General features: G+C 62.7%; 12 protein-coding genes. 4 read left to right on the forward strand and 8 right to left on the reverse strand.

Features of this window, described 5'->3' with window-relative positions; translation table 11 throughout:
* The first annotated feature begins 15 nt into the window (after positions 1–15).
* Both PO883_RS04965 and PO883_RS04970 read left to right on the forward strand, forming a co-directional pair.
* Positions 16–1257, forward strand: coding sequence for a Zn-dependent hydrolase (locus PO883_RS04965; RefSeq protein WP_289308742.1), 1242 nt, complete (start codon positions 16–18; stop codon positions 1255–1257).
* Between the two features lie 111 nt (positions 1258–1368).
* Positions 1369–2529 (forward strand): zinc-dependent alcohol dehydrogenase, encoded by a 1161-nt coding sequence (locus PO883_RS04970; protein ID WP_289308743.1) that lies wholly within the window; start codon positions 1369–1371, stop codon positions 2527–2529.
* 127 nt (positions 2530–2656) lie between these two features.
* Here PO883_RS04970 and PO883_RS04975 read toward each other — a convergent pair whose 3' ends face one another.
* Together PO883_RS04975 and PO883_RS04980 are read right to left on the reverse strand one after the other, a co-directional pair.
* Positions 2657–4402 (reverse strand): allantoate amidohydrolase, encoded by a 1746-nt coding sequence (locus tag PO883_RS04975; protein WP_289308744.1) that lies wholly within the window; start codon positions 4400–4402, stop codon positions 2657–2659.
* An 81-nt stretch (positions 4403–4483) separates the two neighbouring features.
* Positions 4484–5422: a LysR substrate-binding domain-containing protein gene (locus PO883_RS04980; protein WP_054266540.1), complete on the reverse strand. Its 939-nt coding sequence runs from the start codon at positions 5420–5422 to the stop codon at positions 4484–4486.
* A 123-nt stretch (positions 5423–5545) separates the two neighbouring features.
* Between PO883_RS04980 and PO883_RS04985 the strand changes: the two genes are divergently transcribed.
* Together PO883_RS04985 and PO883_RS04990 are read left to right on the forward strand one after the other, a co-directional pair.
* Entirely contained in the window at positions 5546–6763 is a 1218-nt protein-coding gene (locus PO883_RS04985) for a urate hydroxylase PuuD (protein ID WP_289308745.1), read from the forward strand.
* Between the two features lie 11 nt (positions 6764–6774).
* The gene (locus PO883_RS04990; protein WP_289308746.1) at positions 6775–8016 is read left to right on the forward strand and encodes a M20/M25/M40 family metallo-hydrolase; all 1242 of its coding nucleotides are present in this window, start codon (positions 6775–6777) and stop codon (positions 8014–8016) included.
* A gap of 164 nt (positions 8017–8180) precedes the next feature.
* On the opposite strand, the gene PO883_RS04995 is transcribed toward PO883_RS04990, so the two are convergent.
* The 6 genes from PO883_RS04995 to PO883_RS05020 all read right to left on the reverse strand — a co-directional run.
* Positions 8181–10532: a prolyl oligopeptidase family serine peptidase gene (locus tag PO883_RS04995; RefSeq protein ID WP_289308747.1), complete on the reverse strand. Its 2352-nt coding sequence runs from the start codon at positions 10530–10532 to the stop codon at positions 8181–8183.
* 147 nt (positions 10533–10679) lie between these two features.
* Positions 10680–11114 carry a DUF6691 family protein gene (locus tag PO883_RS05000; protein WP_289308748.1) on the reverse strand — a complete coding sequence of 145 codons (435 nt, stop codon included), beginning with the start codon at positions 11112–11114 and terminating at the stop codon, positions 10680–10682.
* On the reverse strand, positions 11114–11548 hold the full coding sequence (locus PO883_RS05005; protein ID WP_289308749.1) for a YeeE/YedE family protein: 435 nt from the start codon (positions 11546–11548) through the stop codon (positions 11114–11116). The genes PO883_RS05000 and PO883_RS05005 overlap by 1 nt, the downstream gene beginning before the upstream one ends.
* Positions 11529–11882 carry a metalloregulator ArsR/SmtB family transcription factor gene (locus tag PO883_RS05010; RefSeq protein ID WP_167086513.1) on the reverse strand — a complete coding sequence of 118 codons (354 nt, stop codon included), beginning with the start codon at positions 11880–11882 and terminating at the stop codon, positions 11529–11531. The genes PO883_RS05005 and PO883_RS05010 overlap by 20 nt, the downstream gene beginning before the upstream one ends.
* Positions 11883–12145: 263 nt before the next feature.
* Positions 12146–12412: a hypothetical protein gene (locus PO883_RS05015; RefSeq protein WP_289308750.1), complete on the reverse strand. Its 267-nt coding sequence runs from the start codon at positions 12410–12412 to the stop codon at positions 12146–12148.
* A gap of 58 nt (positions 12413–12470) precedes the next feature.
* On the reverse strand, positions 12471–12671 hold a 201-nt coding region (locus PO883_RS05020), incomplete at its 5' end, for a hypothetical protein (RefSeq protein ID WP_289308751.1).

A 12671-nucleotide genomic window follows, 5' to 3' on the forward strand; every position in this document is an offset into this window, starting at 1 on the left:
ATTTTGGAGTGATCAATGAACGATCTGCGCATTAACGGCGAGCGCCTGTGGGCGTCGCTGATGGAACTGGCCAAAATCGGCGCCACGCCAAAAGGCGGCGTCAAACGCCTCGCTCTCACGGACCTCGACAAGCAAGGCCGCGACCTTGTCGTCGGCTGGGCGAAGGAAGCCGGCATGTCGATCACGATCGACCAGATCGGCAATGTCTTCATGCGCCGCGAAGGCCGCAATCCGTCGCTGCCGCCGATCATGACCGGCAGCCATATCGACACCCAGCCGACCGGCGGCAAGTTCGATGGCAACTATGGCGTGCTGGCCGGCCTGGAAGTCGTGCGTACCCTCAATGACCAGGGCATCGCTACCGAAGCGCCGGTCGAAGTGGCCTTCTGGACCAACGAGGAAGGCTCGCGCTTCGTGCCCGTGATGATGGGCTCCGGCGTCTTCTGCGGCGCCTTCAGCCTGGAGACCGCCTACGCCGCCAAGGACACCGAAGGCAAGTGCGTCAAGGATGAACTGGCGCGCATCGGCTACATGGGCGAGCAGGTCCCGGGCCAGCACCCCATCGGTGCCTACTTTGAAACCCATATCGAACAAGGCCCGGTGCTGGAAGATGCCGACAAGGTAATCGGCGTGGTGCCGGCGGTGATGGGCCTGTCGTGGTACGACTGCGTGGTCACCGGCATGGAGGCACACGCCGGCCCTACGCCCATGGGCTTGCGCAAGGATGCGATGCAGGTCTCCACCTACATCATGCAGGAGGTGGTGAAGATCGCGAACCGCTATCCGCCGTATGGCCGTGGCACGGTCGGCATGGTGCAGGTGTTCCCCAACAGCCGCAACGTCATTCCCGGCGAGGTCAAATTCAGCATCGACCTGCGCAACGTGAACGATGAACTGCTCAATACCATGCATGAAGAGATGCTGGCCTTTATCGACAAGACCCGCAGCGACTCCGGGCTGGCCATTTCGATCGAGCGCGTGTCGTATTATCCGCCTTGCCCGTTCCATCCGGACTGCGTGGGTGCGGTGCGCGAAGCGACCGCCAGGCTTGGATACTCCACCATGGACGTGGTGTCCGGGGCCGGCCACGACGCCATCTACGCCGCCCGCCTGGCGCCCGCCGGGATGATTTTCGTGCCCTGCAAGGACGGCATCAGCCACAACGAAATCGAGGATGCCAAGTCCGACCACCTGGAAGCGGGCTGCAATGTGTTGCTGCACGCCATGCTGGAACGCGCGAAAATCGTGTCTTCATAATTTCAGTCAAGAAATTACGTCGGCGTTCTCCTACCCCCACGGACGGACTCTGCTGATTGGTGCATGGGAATTTGCTTGTTACGCTGTCCTTTTCCATGAGGAGGACAGTTCATGCGCGCTTTAACCTATCACGGCAGCAACGACGTCAAGGTCGACAACGTTCCCGATCCGATTTTGCAGGAGTCGGACGATATCATCCTGAAAGTGACTGCCACCGCGATCTGCGGGTCGGACCTGCACATGTACCGCGGGAAGATTCCGGCGATGAAAAGTGGCGATATCCTTGGCCATGAATTCATGGGCGAAGTCGTCGAGACGGGGGGCGGCGTCACCAAGCTGGAGAAGGGCGACCGCGTGGTGGTGCCGTTCGTGATCGCATGCGGCAGCTGCTTTTTCTGCGACATGGATCTGTATTCCGCGTGCGAGAGGACCAATCCGGATCGTGGTTCGATCATGAACAAGAAAAGCCTGCGCTCCGGCGCGGCGCTGTTCGGGTTCAGTCATTTGTATGGCGGCGTGCCGGGCGGGCAGGCCGAGTACGTGCGGGTGCCGAAGGCGAATGTGGGCCCGATCAAGATTCCGGATACGCTGGCCGACGAGCAGGTGCTGTTCCTGAGCGATATTCTGCCGACCGGTTACCAGGCGGTGCTCAATACGGGCGTGGGCAAGGGCGGCAGCCTGGCGATTTTCGGTGCCGGGCCGGTGGGGCAGATGGCGGCGGCCAGTGCGCGCATGCTGGGGATCGAGAAGATTTTCATGGTCGACCATCATGCGTTCCGGCTTGAATTCGCGCGCCAGACGTATGGTGTCATTCCGATCAATTTCGACGACTGCGACGCTGCGGAGTTCATCCTCGATCACACCGATGCGCGCGGTGTCGATGGCGTGGTGGAGGCGGTCGGTTTCGAGGCCAAGGGCAGTACGGTGGAAACCGTGATGACCAGCCTGAAGCTCGAAGGCAGCAGCGGCAAGGCGCTGCGCCAGTGTATCGCTGCCGTGCGGCGCGGTGGGACTGTTAGCGTGCCTGGCTTGTATGCCGGATTCATTCACGGCTTCCTGTTTGGCGATATCTTCGAGAAGGGGATTGGAATCAAGGCGGGGCAGACGCACGTGCAGAAGCATATGCCGGAGCTGCTCAAGTTCATCGAGGAAGGCAAGCTGCATCCGAATGCGATCATCTCGCATCGCCTGAACCTGTCGCAGGCGGCGGAGGGGTACAAGATGTTCGATAAAAAAGAGGATGAGTGCCGGAAGGTCGTGCTGACGCCCTAATCGTCGTTTCTGCCACTGGCAGAACCGACTTCCCGCGCAGGGCTAGGCGCCCCCACGGCAACCCAAGTTACATCTGGAGCCGTTAACTGTTCGATGGACTTGGGTTCCCGCCTGCGCGGGAACGACGCTAGAGTAGGTTCTTCAAAAAATCGAGCAATACCTGCGCCGCCAGTTCGGCATCATCACCCGTCATCGTCTCCAGCCGGTTATGGCTGATCCCACCATTGCCGCACCGTGTAAATAGCATCGCCACATCGGTGATCTTTGCCATCGCCATCGCATCGTGCCCCGCACCGGATGCGAGGTCATAACGCGGCAGGCCGGCGCGTTCGATAGCGGCGCCCAGTTGGTCCATCAGCGCTGGCGCGCATGGTGCGGCCGGTGCCGACACGATCTGTTCAATCTCCACTTCCACATGCCGGCGCCCGCAGATCGCCTCGATACCGTCCAATATCTCCTTGACGGCCGCGTGGCGCACGGCGTCGTCCGCAGCGCGGATGTCCAGCGACAGCTTGCAGTGGCCGGGAATCACATTCACCGACCCATTCGGCACCTGTAACTGTCCCACCGTTCCCACCAGTGACCCGGCGCCGCTGCAGCGCCGTTCGACCAGCAGCACGATCTCCGCCGCCGCAGCCGCCGCATCCTTGCGCATGTTCATGGGCGTGGTACCCGCATGGCTGGCCAGTCCGGTCAGATCCACCAGGTAGCGCGAGCTGCCGGCAATCGCTGTTACCACGCCCACCGCCAGGCCGCGCTCCAGCAGCACCGGCCCCTGTTCGATATGCACCTCCACAAAGCCCAGCAGATTGGCCGGATTGCGCGCGACCGAGGCAATCGCCGCCGGATGGTGGCCGGCCGCCGTCAGCGCCTGCAGCATGGTGACGCCGTCGGCATCGACCTGCTCCAGCAGCGCCATGTCGAACTGCCCGATCACCGCGTTACTGCCCAGGAAGGTACTGCGAAAGCGCACGCCTTCTTCCTCGGCGAAGCCGACCACTTCGAGATGATAGGGCAGGCGTTCGCCGCGCTCGTGCAGGTGGCGTACCACCGCAATCGGCAGCAGGATGCCGAGGCGCCCGTCGTACTTGCCACCATCGCGCACGGTGTCGTAGTGCGAACCGGTCATCAGCGTCTTCGCATCGGGGTCAGCCGACAGATAGCGCCCAACCACATTGCCCACGGCGTCGATATAGGTTTCCATGCCGGCGTCGCGCATCCATTCGGCCAGTTGCGCCGCAGTGCGCTGGTGCACGCCGGTCATGTATGAGCACGTGAGGCCATCATCCGCTTCGCTCCACGCGCCGATGGTCTCGGCCCATTGCATCACGGTGGGACCGAATATGGGAACCAGCTTGAGCAGGTCGTTGATGCGCAATTCGGCGATGCGGTGAATCTGGCGCAGGCATTCGGCCATCTCGTCGGGGCGCTGGTTTTTCAGGCGCCGCGTGAACGTCTCGATGATGGCGCTGCGCGTCAGGCCGTTGCCGTCCGGGCCCTTGACCGCGAGGATGAACGGAAAGCCGAAGCGGGCGTTGTAGTCGGCATTGAGCTTGTGCAGGGTCGCGTATTCTTCCGCGCTGCACAGGTTCAGGCCGGACTTGGCCTGCTCATTGGTCGACTCCTGCGTCAGTTCACCCGCGATGGCGGCTTTGCCGGCCAGTTCGGGGTGGGCGCGGATCAGGCCAAGCTGTTCGTCGACGCTGGCTTTGGTTACCGCCGTTTGCAGCGCGTACTTGAGCGCCGCAACGGTGGCGAAAGGGCGCCCCGACAATGCGCGTTCCGGAATCCACGGCGAGTGTTCGTAAATGCCGTGCAGGGTGCCGACAAAGGCCGCCGCGTCGCAGCTGTTCAAATCCGTCAATGTAGTCATGTTTCGGTATTCCATCTTTGATGATCGATCATAAGCGCTGGCCGCTTTGCGACTATACGAGCCAGCTGATAACCGCTATCGCTACTTCTGTACCAGCGCCTTGGCCGCCGCGCTGACCTGGTCGCGCAGCCATTTGTGCTCGGGCGCCTGGTGCACGCGTTCGTGCCACAACTGGTAAAACCGCATCGGCGGGAATTTCACCGGCACCGTGAAGCTCTTGAGCGGCAGCGTCTTTTCGTAAAAACGCATGAACTGGCGGCCGGTGGTCAGTACCAGGTCGGTCTGCGTCAGCATATACGGAATCAGGCCGAAATAGGCCGATTCCACCGCCACCGTGCGCTGCATGCCCTGGCGTTCGAGGAAAGAGTCGATCACGCCGTGGTAACCGGGCAGCATCTGCGATGGCGCCACGTGGGGCAGGGACAGGTAATCCTCGATCGTCATCGCATCGCTGGCGGTGCGTTTGGCGTACGGGCTGTCGGCGCGCATGGTGCAGATGATCGGGTCTTCGAACAGCTTGGAGATGTGCAGGTGCGCCGGTGGCTCGTCCCAGTTGGCGATGACGAGATCCATGTCGCCGTCCGACAGCATGCGGATGTAATCGACGCCGCCGCCCAGGCTGTGGATCACCACGCGGCTGTTGGGCGAACCGCGCCGTAGCGCCGCCACCACGTTCGGTAAAAACTGGCTGTCGAGGTAATCCGGCGCGGCGATGTGGAAGGTGCGCGCTTCTTCCTGCGGCACGAAGGGCGACTTCTTGACGAACAGGCTCTCGGTTTCGTCGAGGATGCGCTTGGCCGGCTTGAGCAGGCTTTCGCCATGCTGGGTCGGCACCATGCCGCGCGCGCCGCGCACCAGCAGCGGATCGCCGGTCAGTTCGCGCAGTTTGCGCAGCGATGCCGAAATCGAGGGCTGCGGCTGATTGAGCTTGAGCGCCACGCGCGAGACGTTTTTTTCGACCAGCAGCAGGTACAAAATGCGGATCAGGTGCAGGTCAAGGTGTTGGGGGAGGCTGGACATCGGTATGTATATGAATTCGAGTATGTCGAATATACGCCATATTTCATGTTGTCGCACTTGAATCAGTTTATCGTGGGTAAAATCGCGCTACTATCGCCGCAGCCCACGCAACAAGGAACCCCCATGGAAGTGTTCGGATACCTGATCCCCTACGGCCTCGAATGGCTCAACCTCATTGTGCGCTGGCTGCACGTGATCACCGGTATCGCCTGGATCGGCGCCTCGTTTTACTTTGTCTGGCTGGACAACACCATCCGCCCCCCGGCGCCGGGTTCCGACCTGGCCAGGAAAGGCGTATCGGGCGAATTGTGGGCGGTGCATGGCGGCGGCTTCTACAACCCGCAGAAATACCTGGTCGCGCCGGCGGAACTGCCGAAGGAACTGCACTGGTTTAAGTGGGAAGCCTATTCCACCTGGCTGTCCGGTATTGCGCTGCTCACCATCGTCTACTACTTCAATGCGCAGGCGATGATGGTCGATAAGGCCGTGGCGGACCTCAGTTCGTGGCAGGCGATCGGCATCGGCATCGCTAGCCTGGTTGTCGGCTGGACGGTGTACGACCTGCTGTGCCGCTCCCCGCTAGGCCAGCGCGAGCTGCCGTTCGGGATCGTGATGTTCCTGTTCCTGGTCGCCAGCGCGTATGTGCTGAACAAATACCTGAGCGGGCGCGCGGCCTACATCCACGTGGGCGCCATGATCGGCACCATGATGGTGGCCAATGTGCTGATGCTGATCATTCCGGGGCAGCGCAAGATGGTGGCCGCGATGATGGCGGGCCAGAAGCCTGACCCGATTCACGGCCTCAAGGCCAAGCAGCGCAGCGTGCATAACAACTACTTCACCTTGCCGGTCCTGTTCATCATGATCAGCAATCACTACGCCATGACGTACCGCCACGAGCATGCGTGGGCGGTGCTGGCCGGGATCATGGCGGCGGGCGTGCTGATCCGCCACTTCTTCAACCTGCGCCACAAGGGCCGTGTGGAGTGGAAGTATCCGGTGGCCGGCGTGGCGCTGCTGGCGGCGGTGGCCATTGCGATCGCGCCCAATGCGCCAGCGGCTCCCGTTGCCGGCGCCGATCCGGCGGCGCAGTTCGCGCAGGTGCAGGCCATCATCATGCAGCGCTGCGCGACCTGCCATGCCGAGCGCCCGACCCAGCCGGGGTTTGCCAGCGCACCGGCCGGCATCATGCTGCACAACGCGGAACTGATTCACCAGAACGCAGCGAAGATTTACCAGCAGTCGGTGCAGCTCAAGGCCATGCCGATCGCGAACCTGACCAACATGACCGATGCCGAGCGCGCGCAGGTCGCCGCGTGGTTTGAAGCCGGCGCTAAATAGGAAGAACTGCAATGACAATGCAAGCACAAGAAAAACTGATTGACTGGATCGACGCCCATTTCGATGAACAGGTGGCGTTTTTGCAGCAGGTGATCCGCATCCCGACCGACACGCCGCCGGGGAACAATGCGCCGCACGCGAACGCCGTGGCCAGCATGGTGGAGGCATTCGGCTGGAGCGCCGAGAAACATGCGGTGCCGGCACAGGCGGTGCGCGACTACGGCATGGAGAGCATCACCAACCTGATCGTGCGCCGGCCGTATGCGGCGGGCGGGCCGACCATCGCGCTCAATGCGCATGGCGACGTGGTGCCGCCGGGCGAAGGCTGGGTGCATCCGCCGTATGGCGGCGTGGTCGAAGATGGCTTCATTTATGGACGCGCGGCGGCGGTGTCGAAGTGCGATTTTTCGACGTATATTTTTGCCGTGCGCGCACTGGAAGCACTGGGCGTGCCGCTCAAGGGCGGGCTTGAACTGCATTTCACCTACGACGAGGAGTTCGGCGGTTTGCTGGGGCCGGGCTGGCTGCTCGAACAAAAGCTGACCAAACCCGATTTCGTCATCGCGGCGGGCTTCAGCTATAACATCGTCACGGCGCATAACGCCTGCCTGCAGCTGGAAATTACTGTCCATGGCAAGTCGGGACATGGCGCCATGCCGGAGACCGGGCACGATGCGCTGCAGGCTGCAACGCGCATCCTGAATGCAATTTACGGGCAACTGCCGGAACTTAAAAAAATCAAGTCGAAGGTGGCGGGTATCGATTCGCCGACCATGCTGGTGGGCCGTATCGATGGCGGCACCAACACCAACGTGGTGCCGGGGAAGGTCGTGATGAAGATGGACCGGCGCATGATTCCGGAAGAAGATCCGGTCGCGGTGGAGGCGCAGGTGAGGGCGCTGATCGAGGATGCTGTGCGCGGCGAGCCGGGGATTCGGGTCGAGATCAGGCGCTTGCTGCTGTCGCATGCGCTGCGGCCGTTGCCGGGGTCGGACAAGCTGGTGGCGAGCCTGCAGAAAAATGGCAAGCAGGTGATCGGCGAGGAAATTCCGGCGCAGGGCACGCCGTTGTATGCCGATGCGCGTTTGTATGGGGAGCATGGGATTCCGGCCGTGCTGTATGGCGCGGGGCCGCGTACGGTGCCGGAGTCGAATGCGAAGAAGGCCGATGAACGCCTGGCGCTGGAGGATTTGCGCAAGGCGACCAAGGTGGTGGCGTTGACGTTGCTGGATTTTCTTGCGGTGTCGGATTAGGCCATCGCCGTCCATAACGTCGTTCCCGCGCAGGGCTAGGCGCCCCCACGGCAACCCAAGTTTTTAAGCCGCCTGCAGCTACGGTACGAACTTGGGGGGTGACGCATGCGTTCCCGCCTGCGCGGGAACGACGGTTTGCGGGGTAGCGGTAAGTGCGCGGACCGTTACTTCAACGTCCGCTCAAACAGCTGGTAAATCCGGCGATACTGGTCATACCAGCTCTCCGGCTGCACGAACGCGTGCCGTTCCAGCGGATAGCTGGCCAGTTCCCAGTGATCCTTTTTCAGCTCGATCAGGCGCTGCGCGATGCGCACCGAATCCTGATAGAACACGTTATCGTCCACCATCCCGTGCGAGATCAGCAGGTTCCCGCGCAGCTTGTCGGCGTATTCGATCGGCGACGACTTGCGGTACGCTTCCGGATCGAGATCCGGCGTATTCAAGATATTTGCGGTGTACTCGTGGTTATAAGTCGTCCAGTCGGTTACAGGCCGCAGCGCCGCGCCCGACTTGAACATCTCCGGTTCGCGCATCAGCGCCATGAAGGTCATGAAGCCGCCATAACTGCCGCCATACACGCCCACGTTTTTCAGGTCGCCCTGGTGGTTCGCCGCCATCCAGTTGACGCCATCCACATAATCCTCCAGCTCCGGATAGCCCATCTGGCGATAGATCGCGGTGCGCCAGGCGCTCCCGTAGCCTCTGGATGCGCGGTAGTCCAGATCGAGCACGATGTAGCCCTTTTCGACCAGCAGGTTGTGGAACATCTGCTCGCGGAAGTACACCGGATAGCGCTTGCTCACATTTTGCAGGTAGCCCGCGCCGTGCACGAACATCACGATCGGATACTTCTTGCCCGGTTCCAGATTCGCAGGGCGATACAGCTTGCCCCAGATCTGGCCCGCGCCTTTGGTCGACGGCACGGCAACGTACTGCGGTTCGATCCAGCTGCGCGCCCTGAAATCAGGCGAGCGCGTATCGGTCAGCTTGACTGGTGCGCCGCCACTGGCAGCGACGGTCGCCAGCTGCGCCGGCATGTAGCTCGACGAATAGTGCACCAGCAGCTTGCGTTCGTCCGGTGACAGCGTAAACTGCTCCACGCCTTCGAGCGCCGTCACTTCGCGCAGCTTGGCATCAACGGCCGAGACCGAGCACACTTCATATGTACCCGGGTTCTTCGGGTTGCACATCATGAAAGCCGTGCTGCCATCGGCCGACCACTGGATGCGGGTCGCTTCCCACTTGCCCTGCGTGAGCGCGCGCGTCTTGCCGTCGCTGGCGCGGGTGTACAGGTGCGCGTAGCCGCTTTCTTCGGACAGGTACCACAGCGTGCTGTTATCGGGCAGCCAGCCGAATTCGTTGTTGCCCGAGTTGACCCAGGCGTTGTCGGTGACGCGGTGGACCGGCTTGAGCGTGGCGCCGGCCAGGTCGACGGTGGCGATCCAGCGGTCCTTGTTGTCGGCGGCGCGCAGCATCACCGCCAGGCCGGTACCGTTGCGGTTCCATTCGACGGCGGCGCCGTCGTCGTCCACGCGTACCACGCGGTTGCCTTTCAGCTCAGGCAGTTTTTGCGCCTTGCGCAGGTCGGCCAGCGGATCGATGCCGATGCCGGGCAGGGTGTCGAAGGACAAATCGCGTATCTCGCGGGTGGCCAGGTTGACCAGCTTGAGCGTGTGCGACACCGGCGCGTTGCGGCCCACGCGCGGACGCTGGTCGTCGAATTCTTCGTAGCCCGATTCGGTCACGTAGCGCGGCAGCTTGCCGACGCGGCCCTTGTCGGTGGCCTTGGGCGCGGTCACCAGCAGCAGCCAGCGGCCGTCCGGCGACAGCGCGCTGCCGTCGATGACGACTTTATCACCCAGGTAGATCGGCGCCGGTGCGCGCGTGGGATCGGCGCGGCGTTCCTGTTCGACGCGCTCGCGCCCCGCGTCGCGGTCGTCCTTCTGGCGCTTGAGCGTGGAGATCAGGCGCAGTTGCAGGTCGCGCAGGTTGTCGGCATCCGGCGCGGCGTCCGGGTCCTTGGTGGCGCGCGCCGCGGCTAGCGGTGAGATCAGGCGGTCGGCGCGGTTCCAGCCGAGCCATTCGTGGCCGACGCGGAACTGCACGCTGAGGCCATCGGCGGCGTATTGGGGCGCGGCCAGGCCGCTGCTGCCGCGCGTGATCTGGGTCAGCGCGCCGCTTTTGAGGTCGCGCTCGAACAGGTCGCCGTTGCGCAGCATGATCGAGCGGGTGCGCTCGCGGTTGTAGATGACCTTGTCGCTGTCCAGGTTGGCCAGTTCGGCGTCGCCCACCAGGCGTGGTTTTCCGGGCGCGCCCTGGTAGATGTCGCGCAGTTGGGAACCGGTGCGCTTCTGTTTGTAAAACACCTGCTTGCCGTCCCAGCTCCACCAGGCGGTTTCCGCCGGCGTGCCGATCCAGTCGGGGTGAGCCATCGCCTGGTCGAGGCTGATGGGCGTGGCGGCGACGGCGGGGATCGCCCACATCGCGGCCAGGAGGGGAAGGACAAGTAGGCGCATGGTAAATACAGTTCGAGAGGAAATGAAAGGAAATGCGAGAAGTTGCAGGATCGCATTCTAGCGCAGGCGCGGCGGGGTGTGGGCGGCTTGTCGGTCGCGCGTTTTCCGTGTGCACGAGCGTGCCGGAGGCGCAACGCGTGCTCGTGTTTACGGGGCGCGGCGCGCCTTGCGGACCGATTCGATCAATTCAAAGAGCAGCATCCCGCCCACCATCGCCGCCACGAACAGCAAGGCATCGCCGCCGCCTGTCATGAGCGACGCCAGCGCCGGACCGGGGCAGTAGCCGGCCACGCCCCAGCCGGCGCCGAAGGTCAGCGCGCCGATCAGCAGGCGCCGGTCGATCTTGCGCGCGTCGGGCAGGTGCAGCGCTCCGTCCAGCAGTGTGGTTGAACGCCGGGCCGCGATGCGAAAGGCAATGGCCGCCACTGGAATGGCGCCGGCCATCACCAACGCCAGGGCGGGATTGAAGGCGCCGGCCAGGTCCAGGAAACCGATCACCTTGGCCGGATCGGTCATGCCTGACAGGATCAGGCCGAGGCCGAACACCAGGCCGCTGATGAAGGCTGTGCTGGCGTATTTCATCAGGCGCCCGATCCGGACAGATGGCGCAGCACGAACACGGTGACGAAGCCGGCCAGCATAAAGACGGCGGTCGCGGCCAGCGAGCGGGGCGACAGGCGCGCGATGCCGCACACACCGTGCCCGCTGGTGCAGCCAGCACTGTAGCGGGTGCCCAGTCCGACCAGCAGGCCGCCCACGATCAGGCTCGCCTTGCCGGCCCCGACATGCACCAGGGGCAGGGGAGCGAACAGCGCGAACACCAGCGGGGAGAGGGCCAGCCCGAGCAGGAAGGCGATGCGCCAGCCAAGTTCGCTACGCACCGGGCGCAGCAGCCCGCCGAGGATGCCGCTGATGCCGCCGATGCGGCCATTTAGCAACAGGAACATGGCGGCGGCGAGGCCGATCAGGGCGCCCCCCGCCAGCGCGCGGATCAGGTCAGCGTGGAGTGATGGCATCGTCGTGTTGCTCCGGGGTGGGTGAACAGAATTGCTGATACAACACGTCCATGACGGCCGTCGCCTGCGCGCTGCTCAGCGAGTAAAAAATCTGCTTGCCGGCGCGCCGGGTGCTGACCAGTTGCTCGTTGCGCAACACGGTGAGCTGCTGCGACAGTGTCGGCTGGCGAATGCCGGTCAGTTGTTCCAGCTCGCCCACGTTGCGCTCATGGTGAGACAGCTGGCACAGCAACAGCAGGCGGTCGCGGTTGACCAGCACTTTCAGCAGGGCGCAGGCTTTGTCCGCGCCTTCGGTGAAGCGTGCAAGGTCAAATGGATTGTCCGGTTTGGGCATGGCTTGGAGACGTCACTCAATATGTATCTGGATAATATATCGCAAGATAAAATATTTTGGTATGAGTTGTCCGGAGGGAAGCGTTTTGTGCACCGCAGCGGTGGCAGCGCGGGAAATGCATCCGGCCGCGAGCGCGGCCGGGGGAACTTATGCGTCTTGCTGTTCCTGCTCCGGCTCAGGGCCGTCGCGGAAGAAGATGGCGACGCGCACGACAAACGCGATGGCGGCCAGGGCGCCCGGGAGATATTCGATCACTTCCATGATCAACCCCGCGCTGCCAGGTTGCGCAGTTCGGCCGCCAGGCTAGGATGCATATGCTGGTAGGCATTCGCCAGGACGATCAGCTTGCGGTGGCTGCGCATGCGCGCACGGTCGTTCTGGGTTGGCTTGAGCGCTACTTCCTGCGTGATGAACTGGCGCTCTTGCGCTGCGAACAGCGCTGCGGCAAAGGCACGCGCCGCATTGCTGACGTCGGTCAGGTAATGGCGGAAGCCTTGGTTCGTCGGTTGGATGTAGGTGGCGCTGCTCATTTGGAACTCTCCTGGGGATTAAATTGCGTTGTTGCAGTGCAGTATAAGAGAGTCTCAGTTATAAAGAAAATTTCGATTTATGATGCCTCATATCACTGCCGTCAATAATGCCAAATTCACGGCTATATGCATTATTCGCGCCAGTGATGTCGATCGGCAATATGAGGTGTCCGAATATCAATATGAATAAACCGGAAAACGAACGCCGGGGATGGCAGTCCGGGTGGCATGCGCTATGCTGCCTGTATGGTCCCTTCCA

The sequence above is a fragment of the Massilia sp. DJPM01 genome, from assembly GCF_030348125.1.
Taxonomy (GTDB): domain Bacteria; phylum Pseudomonadota; class Gammaproteobacteria; order Burkholderiales; family Burkholderiaceae_D; genus Telluria_A; species Telluria_A frigida.